The following is a 14,082-nucleotide window of genomic DNA, read 5'->3' as shown; positions in this document are numbered from 1 at the left end:
GCTAATTTATTCAAGAATAGGACGGATTAAGTTATGACAGCTTCAGTGAGTGACATTTTAATGGCGCACCGAACGCACCGAAATTTTACGACAGCGCCGGTATCGGACGCAATCTTAGCTAAAATCATTACGACGGCGCAACATGCACCAACGAGTCAATATTTACAGGCGTATAGTTTGATTGAAGTGACCGTGCCAGCAACTCGTGAGGCACTTGCTAAGATTACGACGCGGTCTGCGGTGGCGACCCAAGGACGGTTACTAGTTGTGTTGGCCGATCAGCACCGTAATGCTGAATTAGCGGCAACCCCGACTGCCAAACGTGCCCTAACGGAATTGGATCGGTTTATGGGCAGTGTGGAAGATGCTACCTTAATGACGGAAGCCATGGTAATGGTCACTGAAAGTCTAGGCTTAGGTAGCGTAGTTTTAGGCTCAATCAACAATGATACTCAGGCGGTGATTGACTTGCTAAAATTACCCGCTTTAACCTTACCGGTGTTCGGGTTGCAGATTGGCTACCCCGCCACACAACCGGAGTCCAAGCCACGTTTAGGCTTAGAGGCAGTCCTATTTAAAGATCATTATGCTGAACCAATTACTTATCAAACTGAACTAACTAAATTTGATGCGCGGCTGCATACTTACTATCAACAACGTGGCAGTCAGGCCCGCGATGAACATTTAGCGGATATGACCCGTGAAGCCTTGGGAACCGCTGCCAAGCGGCGGGACTTTTTGACGATTGCTCGCCGACAGGGATTTTTACCAGAAATAGGGGATTAATTGCATGAAAAAGGAACGGTTTGAGGCATTTACGGATGCTGTCATCGCTATTATTTTGACAATCTTGGTTTTAGAAATTCATTTGCCGAATGATAACCATTCATGGCAGGCCCTCATTGCGATGGCACCACAATTTGGTGCGTATGTGTTAACATTTATTTTTATTGCGACCATGTGGGTTAATCACCATTACATGTTCAGTGAGGTCAAAGTCATTAACAACCAGACGATTTGGTTGAATATTTTATTATTATTCTTTGCGTCATTGTTGCCGGCGACGACTGCATGGTTTGGGACGGACATCTTTTCAAGAGTGGCTGGGGTGCTATATGTCCTGAACATGGTGTTATATAATATCGTCACCGCTTTGTTACGTCGCCAGGTCGTGAAATTGAATCACATTACGGATATGGGCAACTTATTGCAGTCGGAACGATTATCGTTTGTGATCAATACGATTACGTTAGTTGTGACGTTTTTCTACCCACCATTCTTATTTTTAGGATTGTTGGTCAATATTTTAGTTTGGTTTGCACCAAAACCGGCCAAATAAAAACAGTAGTCAGCGCTTGAAATTGCTCAAGTGTTGACTACTGTTTTTATTAGGCTTCATACGGTGTGTGTTTAAACAACTGCGCCGCTTTAACGGCGGTTTGCCAACCGGCATAAAGGTTTTCGCGTTCAGCGGCGCTCATCTGTGGTGAAAATTGATCTCCCACTTGGTGGGCGGCTTTGATCTCGTCCAAGTCTGACCAGTAGCCAACCGCTAAGCCAGCTAGGAAGGCAGCGCCGAGTGCAGTCGTTTCTAAGTCGGCCGCCCGTTGGATTTCAACGTTGGAAATATCCGCTTGAAATTGCATTAGCCAGTCATTTCGAGCAGCGCCGCCATCAACTTTTAAGGTTGGAATATTGATATTGGCGTCATTTTTCATCGTGTCAATGACGTCTCGGGATTGATAGGCAAGTGATTGTAAAGTCGCTTTGACAAAGTCGGCTCGCGTCGAACCACGGGTTAAGCCAAAAACGGCTCCGCGAGTGGTGGAATCCCAATACGGTGCGCCAAGTCCGGTAAAGGCGGGGACGACATAAATTTCATTGTGATTATGAGATTCCCGTGCCAAGGCTTCGGAATCCGGCGCAGATTCAACGAGCTGCATGCCGTCTCGTAACCACTGAATCGCGGAACCAGCGACGAAAATAGAGCCTTCTAAGGCATAAGTAATCTTGCCGTCAAGACCATAGGCAATCGTGGTCAATAAGTTATTATCGGAAAGTTGCGGCTGCTCGCCAATGTTCATGACAATAAAAGCACCGGTTCCGTAGGTGTTCTTAACCATCCCAGTCTCGAAGCCCATTTGGCCAAATAATGCGGCTTGTTGATCTCCAGCCATCCCGCTGATTGGAATGGCGCTACCATAGAAAATATAGTCTTTAGTCATGCCGTATACTTCGGAGTTTGAACGAACTGCTGGCAACATTGCTCGAGGAATATTGAGGCATTTAAGAATTTCATCATCCCACTGTAGTTGATGAATATTAAATAACATCGTACGGCTCGCATTCGAATAATCGGTGACATGGGCGGCACCACCAGTCAGTTTCCAGACTAGCCAAGTATCAATTGTGCCAAATAATAAGTCACCATTTTCAGCGCGTTGTTGTGCGCCAGGAACGTGATCTAAAATCCAACGAATTTTAGTCGCAGAAAAATAGGCGTCGGTCACGAGACCAGTGTGTTTGTGAATTAAGTCGCCGGCTCCATCAGCAATTAATTGATCGGCTAACGGTGCCGTTTGACGAGATTGCCAGACGATGGCGTTGTAAATGGGCAGTCCCGTGTGTTTATCCCAGACGACGGTGGTTTCACGTTGGTTGGTAATCCCAATCCCTTTGATTTGACTTGGATGGATGCCAGAGTTGATAAAAACGTTGGCAATTGTCGAGGAAACGGCGTTCCAAATTTCATTAGCATTGTGTTCAACCCAGCCGGGCTGGGGGAAGTATTGCGGAAATTCACGTTGCGAATCGGCGACTTCGCGACCAGCGTGGTCAAAAATAATGGCACGAGTGCTTGTCGTGCCTTCGTCGATTGCCATGATATATTCGGCAGTCATACAGTTTTCCTTCTATCTATAAGCAGTTTGAGTTAATTGAAATCGTTAACATTATGTTTGATAGTAGCATGCTTTCATAAATTTGTGAATAATCGGTTAAGGGTAATTGTTAATTTAACAATTGAATTCTTTAATAAATTTTAACTATACCAATTTTTTTAAAATTGAAAGGGATACCATTGTCAACCAAACAGGCTTACGAATAATTAGCGGTTTGTTTCGATAGTTAACAAAAACTTGTGTCCAATTGAAAAATAGACCAATCCAGTTATAATGGACTTCCAATGAGTGAACTTTAAAAGTTATGGAGGCCCTGTGTATGCAAAAAACACGTTTCTTTTTAAAAGGTTCTGCAGCGGAAAGCCACTGGTTAAATCAGCAAGCCCAAAATGGACTGCAGCTGACTCAAATTGACGGTTGCCGTTATCAATTCAAAGCTAGCAACCAGTCAGGCCGGGTTCTATCAGAATATTTGCCAGCGGAGACGTTGACGGCCATGTCCGAGTCCTTTCACCCGTTAGCGAGTTACCGGTTTAAACACAACAAATTTGCGGTCGCCTATTCACTAGTGACAGCCAAGGATCGGATTGTGAAATCGGACAATAATTATCGCTTAAAGGTCACTCGCCAAGCTAGAGATTATGCCTTGAATTGTGTCAATGGCGCGGTGGTTGGGTTTTGGTTGATGTTAAGCCTGGCCATTGTCCTCGCCAATCAAACCCGCGTGATGATTCCAGCCACGATTTTTTTAAGCAGTCTTGCGATCCTGACGGTGGTTATTAGTTTATTAGTCACTGCTAGCATTATCGCGGCGATACGGTTACATCGAAAAGTACGTGCGTTGGTGCAACTGACTGGTAATGATGAGGGTACTTGGAAACCCACTTTTCACGTTATGTTTCGCCATCAGCAGGGCGAGCCGGATACCGAGCAGTTTGACGAATTGGGCAAATGGTTGCTTTCTGTCCACAATGACAAGGGTGATTATTACTTTGATTTACGGTCAAGCTTAAGTGAGTATGACATTAGAAGCACGATTCAGAAAGTGATTAATAAAGATGATTTTACAGTGATGTCTTGCTTCGGCCTATACCCACTCTAGGATTATAGATTAGTAATCTCTGTGAACAAATTAAAAATAAATTAGAAAAATGATTGATTTCTACTTGGTGCCTGTGTTATAACTATTGAGTAGCAAAATTGCCCAGTAGTTCAGCGGTAGAATAATTGACTGTTAATCAAGAGGTCGCTGGTTCGATCCCAGCCTGGGCAGTTAGTGAGTCAAAGCGGTTTGAGCGGTATCTCGTCACTGAGATACCGCTTTTGTCGCCAGTCGTTTAGTTTTGAATTTATTCAAACTTAAGTCACACAATCATCATAAAAAATTGTCTGACAAACCTTGACTATTCTTGACTAACAACGTATACTTACTATATAAAAGTAAGTAATAAAACTGCTTACTGCAAACTTAGGAGGAATTCATCGTGACAGTAAATTTATATTATTCAACATCTAGCAAGTCAAGCCGTAGTGCACGCGCATGGTTGGTTGCTAACAACATTGCTTTCAATGAACGCGACATTATTGCGAACCCTCTAGATCGCGATGAATTGAAACAAATCCTCCGGCTAACAGAAAATGGCTTCGAGGACATTGTTTCAACGCGTTCTAAAGCCTTCAAGGCATTGCACATCGACTTGTCAGATCTCGGTTTTAACCAGTTATTAGATTTGCTCGTTGAAAAACCACAACTTTTAAAACGGCCAATCATTTATGATGGTCGCCGTTTACAAATCGGGTACAATGAAGAAGACATTCGGGCATTTTTGCCACGTTCAGTGCGTAAGTCAGAACTACGTCAAATTCAACAAAAACTATACGATGACGACCAACAAGCAGTTGGTTAATGCGCGTCGTGGGATCCCGGTTAGTGCTGGGGTCCTTTTTTATCACTGTGAAGTTAGGCACTAAGACGATTGGATTAACTTAAAGGAGTTTTTGATGATGAGCGAACAAGATCAATCAGCGTGGGCGATTACTGAGCTGAAAAAGTTAAAAAATGATGATAATGACGCGATACTCACTGGCATTATGAAGGTGATCGCAGACCAACAAGCTGAAATTGAAAGTTTGCGTGGGTCGATGGAAGGCCAACTTTGGAGTCCCAATAGTTGGAAAAAGGATCAAGACGAACAACACGGTAAATAAATAACGCGGTAACTAAAAAGGTTGCTTGGTATGACTGGTTAAAACCAGTCCACCAAGCAACCTTTTTTGATTAATTTTGTTTTTCAGGCTTGATCAGCCAAGCAATCAGTGTGACTAAGCAGATGAGACCAAAACATAGCCAGAGTGCCAATTGCGTGCCCAAAGTGGTCTGCGTAACCGTGGCAGCCTGTGGCAGTAGTTTTGCCCCGGTTGCAAGTAACGCGGCCATGAGCGCTGTTCCGAGTGAACCAGAATATTGTTGTAAGGTATTGAAAGCCGCATTGCCGTCACCAAGTCGGGCGGGTGACAATTGCTGCAGGCCATATGCCAGCGTATTGTTGAACATCAGGCTGAACCCAATTTGATAAACGAGATATAAGCCAATGATAATTGGAATGGATAGTTGTTTAGCAAGTAACGCAAACGATAACGTCGCTAATAGCAAGAAGCCAGTGCCAAGTCTTAATGGCACGACGATACCCACCCGATCCATAAACTTCCCCGTGAATGGCGATAAGACGGCCGAGGTTAAGCTACCGGCTAACAGCATCAGGCCTGAGATTAAGGCGTTTTTGCCAAGTGCCAACTGGGTAAAGTTTGGTAATAAGAAGGCTAAGCCAATTTGGATAAATTGAATTAAAAAATAGATTGCCAGTGCCTGATTAAAAGCGCCATTTTTGAAAATTGAAATATTAATGAGTGGCTGGGAACTTTTAGCCGCACTCATGAGAAAACTAATGAGTGCTATGCCTGCTAGTAACAAGGGTAACCAACAATTCACTGCTGAGAATCCCTTAGTCCCAGCGTTGTTAAAGCCTAAGGTCATTAAACTTAACGCGGCTACGATTAACAAAAATTGTCCCCAAGGAAAAGCGATTGCTACTGGTTTGTGCGGGTGATGAATATGTTTCGCCGTGACTAGCCAAGCAATCAGACCAATTGGTAAGGTAATCCAGAAAATCAGGCGCCAGGAAAGCAGCTGCGTGACTAGACCGCCATAGGTTGGCCCAAGCGATGGTGCTAAGGCAATTAACATGCCGGCGGTACCGGTATATTTGCCTTGTTGCTCAAATGGAATTTGCGTCATGATCTGAGCAAAAACTAGTGGCAATGAAAAGCCGGTACCAATTGCTTGGATAATGCGACCGGTGAGCAGGATCCCTAAATTTGGTGCGGTGGCGCAAAGTAAGCCACCAAGGACAAAGCCAGTCCCACCCACATTAATAATTGTCCGCCACTGAAAACGACGCTGAGTGAAGGCCGCAATGACCATCGTTGCGGCGACTGCCAGTAAATAGGCGGTAGTAACCCATTGAACCGTATCTAGTGGCGCGTGAAATTGACGCATTAAGGTTGGAAAAGTGACGTTCATCGAAGTTTCAACAAGCACGCCACAAAAGGCGAGTCCAGCTGCACCAAAAATGGCAAGGTTAGTTGCGGATTGACTTGACTTTGAACGAGTTGACATAAAAAAGACCTCCAGTTGTTCAAGGCAAAGGTCGTTCCAATGACTGAAACGATACTTTTCCCTCGGAGAACAACTCGGCGGCCGTTTGAAAGATATACAAGCATCTGATTAACAATTACCTTGATTTTTTTGATTACTAATCAAGTATAACGCAATCGGTGATTTTGACGTAAGTAAAATTTTAAAAAGCGTCGTGATCGGCAATCAGTGACACGTAAATGTGACGGGCAACCACCGTACTAATCAGCAGTTCACGTTGTTGGGAATCTAACAAGGTCATCATTTCGATATCGGTTGCTTGACCAATACACTTAAAAACTTGTTGGCTCGCAATTTGGCTGTGTAGGCAGTAGCGAATCGTGCTGGGATTTTCCAAATAACTCTCAATTACAATTGTTTGCCCAACTAGAATGGTCTCTAAAGATTGCCATTCAGACGCTTGTTCAAAGGTTTGTAAAACTAGTTTACCGCCAAAGGGACTCCGCGATGGCTGATTTAACTTGAACGCTAATTGTTGTAGTAACGCAGCGTTATCAATTGCAGCCATCAACCAGGCTTGTTCTGGAATGGCCGGCAACGGCAAGTGAATGGTTTGGTCTAGCCAAACTTCACAGAGGCGATAGCGATACATCAACTGGCAGACTTCTTGATAGCCGGTCGCGGTCAAAGAAATGCCATGATATTTTTGCCGATTAACTAAACCAGCGGCAACGAGATTACTAACGGCTTCAGTTACAGACCCCGGTAATACCCCCATCAAGGTTGCAACTTGCTTGTTAGTTGTGATTGATTTTGTAAAACTTGCTTCATAAATGGTTTTCAAATAATTGCTAAAACTGTCACGCATACATTAACCCCCAAAGATAACTTTTTTCTAGGCACACCTAAAAAACATTTCCATTTTATATGATTTATAGTACAATAACAACTGTTCAATTAATTCAAACAAAACAAAGGGGGAGTTTTACTTGAACAAAGAAAACGCTACAAGTGGCCAAAAGCATAAGCTAATTCAATATGCGAATGGCCCATCATTGGAAGAAATTAATGGGTCAATCGAAGTACCCAAGAACCTTAATTTCTGGAAAACATTATTTGCCTACTCTGGTCCTGGTGCGTTAGTCGCAGTTGGTTACATGGATCCAGGTAACTGGTCCACGTCAATCACTGGTGGTCAAAACTATCAGTACATGTTAATGTCTGTCATCTTAATTTCAAGTTTGATTGCGATGTTGCTGCAATACATGGCAGCTAAACTTGGAATCGTGAGTCAGATGGATTTGGCGCAAGCGATTCGGGCCAGAACCAGTAAGACACTAGGGATTGTTTTATGGATCCTGACTGAATTTGCCATTATGGCAACCGATATTGCGGAAGTCATTGGGGCGGCAATCGCGTTATATTTATTATTCGGAATTCCGTTAGTCGTTGCGGTGTTCATTACTGTTTTTGATGTTTTAGTATTGCTATTATTGACCAAAATTGGTTTCCGTAAAATTGAAGCTATTGTGGTTTGTTTAATTCTTGTCATTCTATTTGTATTCGTTTATCAAGTTGCGCTTTCTAACCCTGATTGGGGTGGCGTGATTAAAGGGTTAGTCCCAACGGCTGAAACCTTCTCGACATCGCGTAGCGTAGCCGGAATGACACCATTATCCGGGTCATTAGGGATTATTGGTGCGACGGTTATGCCACATAACTTGTATTTACATTCCGCAATTTCACAAACTCGGAAGATCGACCACAGTGATGAAGAAGATGTGGCTCGGACGGTTAAGTTTGCGGCTTGGGATTCAAATATTCAATTGACATTTGCCTTTGTCGTCAATGCCTTACTCTTAATCATGGGTGTGGCAGTTTTCAAGAGTGGTGCGGTTAAAGACCCGTCATTCTTCGGTCTATATGAAGCTTTATCAAATACGTCAATGTTAAGTAATGGTATTTTGATTGGCGTTGCTAAGTCTGGCTTACTTTCAGCATTGTTTGCGATTGCCTTACTAGCTTCTGGTCAAAACTCGACCATCACTGGGACCTTGACTGGTCAAGTGATCATGGAAGGTTTCGTCCACATGCGGATGCCACTCTGGTTACGTCGATTAGTGACCCGGTTGATTTCAGTTATTCCAGTGTTAATTTGTGTCATGTTAACAAGTGGTAAGAGTGCGATTGATGAGCATACGGCTTTGAATAATTTGATGAATAATTCGCAAGTCTTCTTAGCCTTCGCCTTACCATTCTCAATGTTGCCATTATTGATGATGACCGACAGTAAAGTTGAAATGGGTAATCGCTTTAAGAACTCGTTTATTATTAAAGGCTTAGGCTGGTTATCAGTCATCGGTTTGACGGTCTTGAACATGATTGGCTTGCCTGATGCCATTTTAGGATTCTTTGGGGATAATCCATCGGCTGGCGAACAAACTCTTTCAAAGATTATTGCTTATGTTTTAGTTGCGGCTATTTTAGCGTTACTTGCTTGGACCGTTTATGATTTACAACGTGGCAACAAACGTTACGCTGCCCAACAAGCTGCCTTAGCCAAGGATGGTGAATAAAGATGAGTACAACTTTTAAACGGATTTTAGTCGGGGTTGACGATTCAGCAGATGCCATGTTGGCATTTGAATACGCGATTCAGCAAGCGATTCAAACCGATGCAGAATTAATTATTGTCTCAATTTTGGAAAATGATGAAATGAATGTTTATCAGGCTCTAAATAAGGACTATGTGCATGGTGAACGAGATGAGCTTCAAAAGCATCTTTTGAAATACCAGAAACAAGCCCAAGATGCCGGCGCAAAACATGTTAAGAGCATTATTGCTGAAGGCGAACCTGGTGAAACCATCGTAAAAGATGTCATTCCACATTTACAACCAGATTTACTGATTATCGGATCAATTGCCAAAAAGGGCATTGCACGACGCTTCGGTAGTCAAGCCGCGTACATGGCTAAATATTCACCAATTTCGGTACTCGTTATTCGCTAAAGGGTTAGGTTAGTGGACGGGAAGGTACCAATTAAGTTTCATAAGAACTAAACCGCAGCATCAGGCTAAACGCTTGGTGTTGCGGTTTTATTTTGGACTAAAATATTGGGAGTGAGCAACGTTGCCGCTTCCGGTTGCCACTGATAGCATGCGATCGTACTAGTACATTGGCAATGAAAAAAAGTTAACGTTATCGCTTCCGGGCGTCGCTGATTACATGCGGACTTCGCCCGGAATGGTTGCGAAAGGCGCAACTATCCCGGACCGTCCGTCCTGTAAGACCGGCAAAAAACGCCGCTCAAACGGGACTTTCACGCCTGATGCAATCAGCGACGCCCTCCAGCTAGGATAATGTTTATCAAGATAAAAGACTAAAAAACAGTTGATTTGATTCTTAAAAATAATGGCATCAGTTAGGAATGTTTAGAACTATCTTGAATATTTTCTTTGAGCGCCGTAATTAATATTTCACTTATAAAACCTTGTTAAATTAGAATTGATAGCCAGTATTAACCTTTCAACCGTCAGTCTGGTGTTTAATGGACGCAAAGTTGCGGTTTCCTGTTGTTGCTGATGTCATATGGTCGTAGGACCGTGCCAGGCCAGATACGTCTTGGTTCTCAGCCGATGTAATCAGCAGCAACCTACAGCTAGCATAGGGTTAGTATGAAATTTTTCTCGGTAGGAAGATTTGTTGACAAAGAAGCCTCTGCATCTCTGATTGAGTTGCCACGCATCAAATAGAGAGAATCGGTCTTCCATGTCACAAATTTTAGCAGGGTTGAAGAAAAGCTAAAGGACAAATAACTTTGTGACGACTTAAGTTGGTGTTAGTTCTGGGGTTAAGCCTCGATTAGTTCGGTTGGCACCTAGTCAAAATTTTTGGATGACTGGTCATTCAAAACAATGCACATCTTTAGCCGTGAGGGGGCTTCGTTTGGGGCTCAGCCGTGGCGTTTGACTTAGCGTGGTGATTTTGTCCACGGTTAGTCAAAAACCAGCTTTTGAGACCGCCCTTTGGCTCAAAAATGGTTCATGGCGTTCCAGCCCCAAACGAAGCCCCCGGTAGGCGGAAATTAGCACTATTCGAGAATCAATTTATATAAAAGACTAAACAAGTAATGAATTTAGAGCAAACCGAGAAAAGCTTGAAGCTTACTAACATTGGTATAGCACAACGAGTCTAGTAGTGTAGCGCTTTGCTAAATAGTCATAGCGAATACAAGTGAAATCGTTACGAGTATGGGAGTGTTTTGGTGTTTTTGACATCGAAAAGTTAATTATTACCTGTGAGGGGACAACAGCCGACGATTATCATGATAATTTAAATAGACGCCGGCACAATTTGCTTGTGCCAGCGTCTATTTTAAAAAACATCGAATCCCAGCAGTCAGTTATCGACTGGCTATTCTGGAACTTTGCTATTCTGTTCGGCTAGTGAGGTCAAATGTTCAAATAAAATGCCTTCACGTAAGCCATTTTGTGAGAAGATAATGCGATCGGAATCTAAAAAGCGCATCAGCATGATGGCGGGAATCATACCACCGACGATAATGTCAGCGCGATCCTTGGCAAGGCCAGGAATCTTAGCACGTCCGGCAGCATCCTGTGCCAAAACTTCATTGAAGGTTTGATAGATGGCTTCATCGCGCAACCGATAACCGTGAATATCTTCGAAGTTCAAGAAGTTGCTCTTGCGACGATTGATCTTGGCGAGGGTCCGATTACTGCCGCCAAGACAAACGAGCGGCAAGTTGAGTCCGTTTCGAAGCCACCACACACTATTAAATAATTTATCAACGAAAGTCATCGCATCAAAGAGGGCACTCGCCGAAATTTGATCATTTAGTCCAAATTTTTCGGATAAACTTACGGCGCCAATCGGAAGGCTAATGAGGTTCTTCGCCTGTCCGTTGACAATCAACACAAGTTCACAACTGCCACCGCCAGTATCCATCATGACACAGTTGGTGGTCGGTAAGGTGTTGACCACGCCGACGTAGTCATAATAGGCTTCACTGGTTCCAGGAATGACTTCAATATCTAAGCCAACGGCGGTTTTGACCTGTTTCAAAAACTTTTTTTGATTGCTGGCTTTACGCGTTGCTGCGGTTGCGACTGCCTTTAAAGTTAAATTCGGTAATTTTTCGTAAACGGCTTTAAAAGATTGTAATGCGGCAATCGTGCGTTCGATTGCTTCCGGGTGCAAGGTTGGGGTTGCCGTCTCATCCTCATTTTCAGAGAGTCGAACCATTTCCTTGAGTCGATGGGTAACCTGATAACTGCCATCTTCTTGAACTTGGGTAATGGTCATCCGGCAAGAATTTGAGCCTAAATCAATTACGGCAAAATTTTCCATATTAATGTTCACCGCCATCGTCATTGAATGTATTTGGTTCATTCTTAGGGCTCATCATTGGAATAAACTGATGCGCAGTACTGGTTGCGGTTGGCGTTGGATGATCTGCCGCTACGCGTTTTTCCGCATCAGCCATGAAGCTTGCTTGTGAATCCAGTGATGGCAAGCCACGCCGATCACACTTCTGATAGCTATTATCAGCCTGTAAAATACGAGTCTTCACCGTATCATGCCACATGGTGTCAAAAATGGTCATGGCGCGATCGCTGATTTCTGATTGCAGTAGTGGGAAAAGTAATTCCACCCGTCGATTCAAATTACGGGTCATCATATCGGCACTCGATAAATAAATTTGTGGCTCGCCATCATTACTGAAGTAATAAATACGACTATGTTCCAACAGCCGGCCAATAATTGAGTGTACTTCAATGTTATCGGAAATTCCCTTGATGCCAGTCCGCAGGCAGCAGATACCCCGAATAATCAACTGAATCTTAACGCCCGCATGTGAAGCTTCATAGAGTTTGCTAATAATCTGCGGGTCAGAAAGTGAGTTCATTTTCATTTTGACTACCGCCGGCCGACCAGCTTTGGCAATCGCAATTTCGGCGTCGAGTTTTTCGTTAATAAACTCCCGAATGCCGTCTGGCGAAATGTGCAATTTGTGGAAATATGGTGGTTCCGAATAACCTGACAACATGTTAAAAATGTTGGAGGCGTCAATGCCCATATCGGTATCGGCGGTAAATAGGCCTAGGTCGGTATAGAAGTGGGCGGTCACATCGTTATAGTTCCCAGTTCCCATATGCATGTAACGTTTGATGCCTTCGTTTTCGCGCCGAACGACTAGGGCTAACTTACAATGGGTTTTCAGGCCGATTAGCCCATAGATGACGTGGCAACCCATTTCTTCCAGCTTCTTCGCCCAATGCACGTTGTTTTCTTCATCAAAACGAGCCTTAACTTCGACTAAGACGGTTACTTGCTTGCCATTTTGAGCCGCTTGCCCCAAATATTTGATGATCGGAGAATCCGCCGAAACACGGTAAAGGGTCATCTTAATCGCTAACACGTTTTTGTCTTCGGCGGCTTCGTGAATAAAGTCGACGACTGGCTGAAAATCATCATAAGGATATTGCATTAAAATATCGTGATCCTTAATCAAGTCGAAAATTGATTTTTCACGATAAACGGCCGGATAGTAAGGCTGGTACTTTTGATAATTTAAGTCTTCATGACCGGTGATTGATTTGACTAATTTGGATAAGAACGTCAAGTTAAGCGGGCCATTCACGACATAAAGTGAGCTCTCAGTGGTTCCAAGGGCTTTCGCCAAACGGGTGCGTTGATGTTTACTCATCGTTTTTTCAACTTCAAGCCGCATCACTTTACCACGTTCACGCATTTTTAATTGTTTTTGAACTTCCTTCAATAAGTCGGAAGTATCTTCTTCAGCCACGTCCAAATCAAGGTCGCGAATGACCCGATAGGCACTGGTTTCTTTGACGGTGTAGTTGATGAAAAGTGAGCCCACAAAGGCTTTAATAATATCTTCAATCAAGATGAAGCGGTTTTCTGCGCCAGGCAGGACCACGACGCGTGGAAAGACATCAGGAACTTGGACGGTGGCAAATTTTCGTTCCTTTTTATTGCCATTTTTATAAATACGTAGGGCAATATTTAAGGTGTTATTGGCGATAAAGGGAAACGGCCGTGAGGAATCGTCCGCCATTGGTGTCAAAGCGGGGTATAATTCGTCATCAAAATAGTTTTTGACGAAGTTAAATTGTTCCTCAGTCAGTTCGGGCATCGTTAATAACTTAATATCGTGTTGTTCGAGCAGTGGCAATAATGAGCGGTTCAAGGTGTTGTATTGACGTTTGACCATTTCATGCGCTTGGTCACTAATTGCCGCCACTTGATCGGCCGGTGTTAAGCCCGCGGAATCGGTTTTGGTATAGTTCACAGAAACTAACTTTCGTAGTGACGCCACGCGGACGGTAAAGAATTCGTCCAGATTACTTTGGGTAATGCCTAAAAAACGCACCCGTTCAAGCAATGGATTGTCTTTGTCGCGGGCTTCGTCCAAAACGCGATAGTTGAAGTCCATCCAACTTAATTCACGATTGGTATAATAACTCTCTTTTTGATAGTTCAT

At 43.5% G+C, this 14,082-nt stretch carries 12 protein-coding genes and 1 tRNA gene; 8 read left to right on the top strand and 5 right to left on the bottom strand.

From position 1 onward, the window contains the following. Positions 1-33: 33 nt before the first annotated feature. Positions 34-786 carry a nitroreductase family protein gene (locus tag FFM74_RS07510; RefSeq protein WP_137626013.1) on the top strand — a complete coding sequence of 251 codons (753 nt, stop codon included), beginning with the start codon at positions 34-36 and terminating at the stop codon, positions 784-786. Positions 787-790: 4 nt separating this feature from the next. Next, positions 791-1,339, top strand: coding sequence for a TMEM175 family protein (locus FFM74_RS07505; RefSeq protein WP_137626012.1), 549 nt, complete (start codon positions 791-793; stop codon positions 1,337-1,339). Positions 1,340-1,388: 49 nt separating this feature from the next. On the opposite strand, the gene glpK is transcribed toward FFM74_RS07505, so the two are convergent. Beyond that, positions 1,389-2,900 carry a glycerol kinase GlpK gene (gene glpK, locus FFM74_RS07500; protein ID WP_137626011.1) on the bottom strand — a complete coding sequence of 504 codons (1,512 nt, stop codon included), beginning with the start codon at positions 2,898-2,900 and terminating at the stop codon, positions 1,389-1,391. Between the two features lie 319 nt (positions 2,901-3,219). On the opposite strand from glpK, the gene FFM74_RS07495 reads away from it, so the two are divergent. The 4 genes from FFM74_RS07495 (at position 3,220) to FFM74_RS07480 (ending at position 5,108) form a co-directional block, all read left to right on the top strand. Then, a complete protein-coding gene (locus FFM74_RS07495; protein ID WP_137626010.1) occupies positions 3,220-4,002 on the top strand; it encodes a hypothetical protein in 783 nt (260 codons plus the stop codon). A gap of 99 nt (positions 4,003-4,101) precedes the next feature. After that, positions 4,102-4,173: transfer RNA gene (locus FFM74_RS07490), tRNA-Asn, on the top strand. A gap of 211 nt (positions 4,174-4,384) precedes the next feature. Continuing rightward, positions 4,385-4,807 (top strand): Spx/MgsR family RNA polymerase-binding regulatory protein, encoded by a 423-nt coding sequence (locus FFM74_RS07485; RefSeq protein WP_137606199.1) that lies wholly within the window; start codon positions 4,385-4,387, stop codon positions 4,805-4,807. Between the two features lie 97 nt (positions 4,808-4,904). Continuing rightward, a complete protein-coding gene (locus FFM74_RS07480; RefSeq protein WP_137626009.1) occupies positions 4,905-5,108 on the top strand; it encodes a hypothetical protein in 204 nt (67 codons plus the stop codon). Positions 5,109-5,178: 70 nt separating this feature from the next. On the opposite strand, the gene FFM74_RS07475 is transcribed toward FFM74_RS07480, so the two are convergent. Both FFM74_RS07475 and FFM74_RS07470 read right to left on the bottom strand, forming a co-directional pair. After that, a complete protein-coding gene (locus tag FFM74_RS07475; RefSeq protein WP_137626008.1) occupies positions 5,179-6,576 on the bottom strand; it encodes a DHA2 family efflux MFS transporter permease subunit in 1,398 nt (465 codons plus the stop codon). 181 nt (positions 6,577-6,757) lie between these two features. Further along, positions 6,758-7,423 (bottom strand): metal-dependent transcriptional regulator, encoded by a 666-nt coding sequence (locus tag FFM74_RS07470; RefSeq protein WP_137626007.1) that lies wholly within the window; start codon positions 7,421-7,423, stop codon positions 6,758-6,760. Positions 7,424-7,544: 121 nt separating this feature from the next. On the opposite strand from FFM74_RS07470, the gene FFM74_RS07465 reads away from it, so the two are divergent. Both FFM74_RS07465 and FFM74_RS07460 read left to right on the top strand, forming a co-directional pair. Continuing rightward, positions 7,545-9,131, top strand: a complete 1,587-nt coding sequence (locus tag FFM74_RS07465) for an Nramp family divalent metal transporter (RefSeq protein ID WP_137626006.1) — start codon at positions 7,545-7,547, stop codon at positions 9,129-9,131. Positions 9,132-9,133: 2 nt separating this feature from the next. Further along, on the top strand, positions 9,134-9,565 hold the full coding sequence (locus FFM74_RS07460; RefSeq protein WP_137626005.1) for a universal stress protein: 432 nt from the start codon (positions 9,134-9,136) through the stop codon (positions 9,563-9,565). A 1,405-nt stretch (positions 9,566-10,970) separates the two neighbouring features. On the opposite strand, the gene ppx is transcribed toward FFM74_RS07460, so the two are convergent. Together ppx and FFM74_RS07450 are read right to left on the bottom strand one after the other, a co-directional pair. Further along, positions 10,971-11,924 (bottom strand): exopolyphosphatase, encoded by a 954-nt coding sequence (ppx, locus tag FFM74_RS07455; protein ID WP_137626057.1) that lies wholly within the window; start codon positions 11,922-11,924, stop codon positions 10,971-10,973. Position 11,925: 1 nt separating this feature from the next. After that, positions 11,926-14,082, bottom strand: coding sequence for an RNA degradosome polyphosphate kinase (locus FFM74_RS07450; RefSeq protein WP_137626004.1), 2,157 nt, complete (start codon positions 14,080-14,082; stop codon positions 11,926-11,928).

Source organism: Lactiplantibacillus pingfangensis (genome assembly GCF_005404945.1).
GTDB lineage: Bacteria > Bacillota > Bacilli > Lactobacillales > Lactobacillaceae > Lactiplantibacillus > Lactiplantibacillus pingfangensis.
The sequence above is the reverse complement of the archived record's forward strand: the minus strand, read 5'-3'. Positions and strand labels throughout refer to the sequence as shown.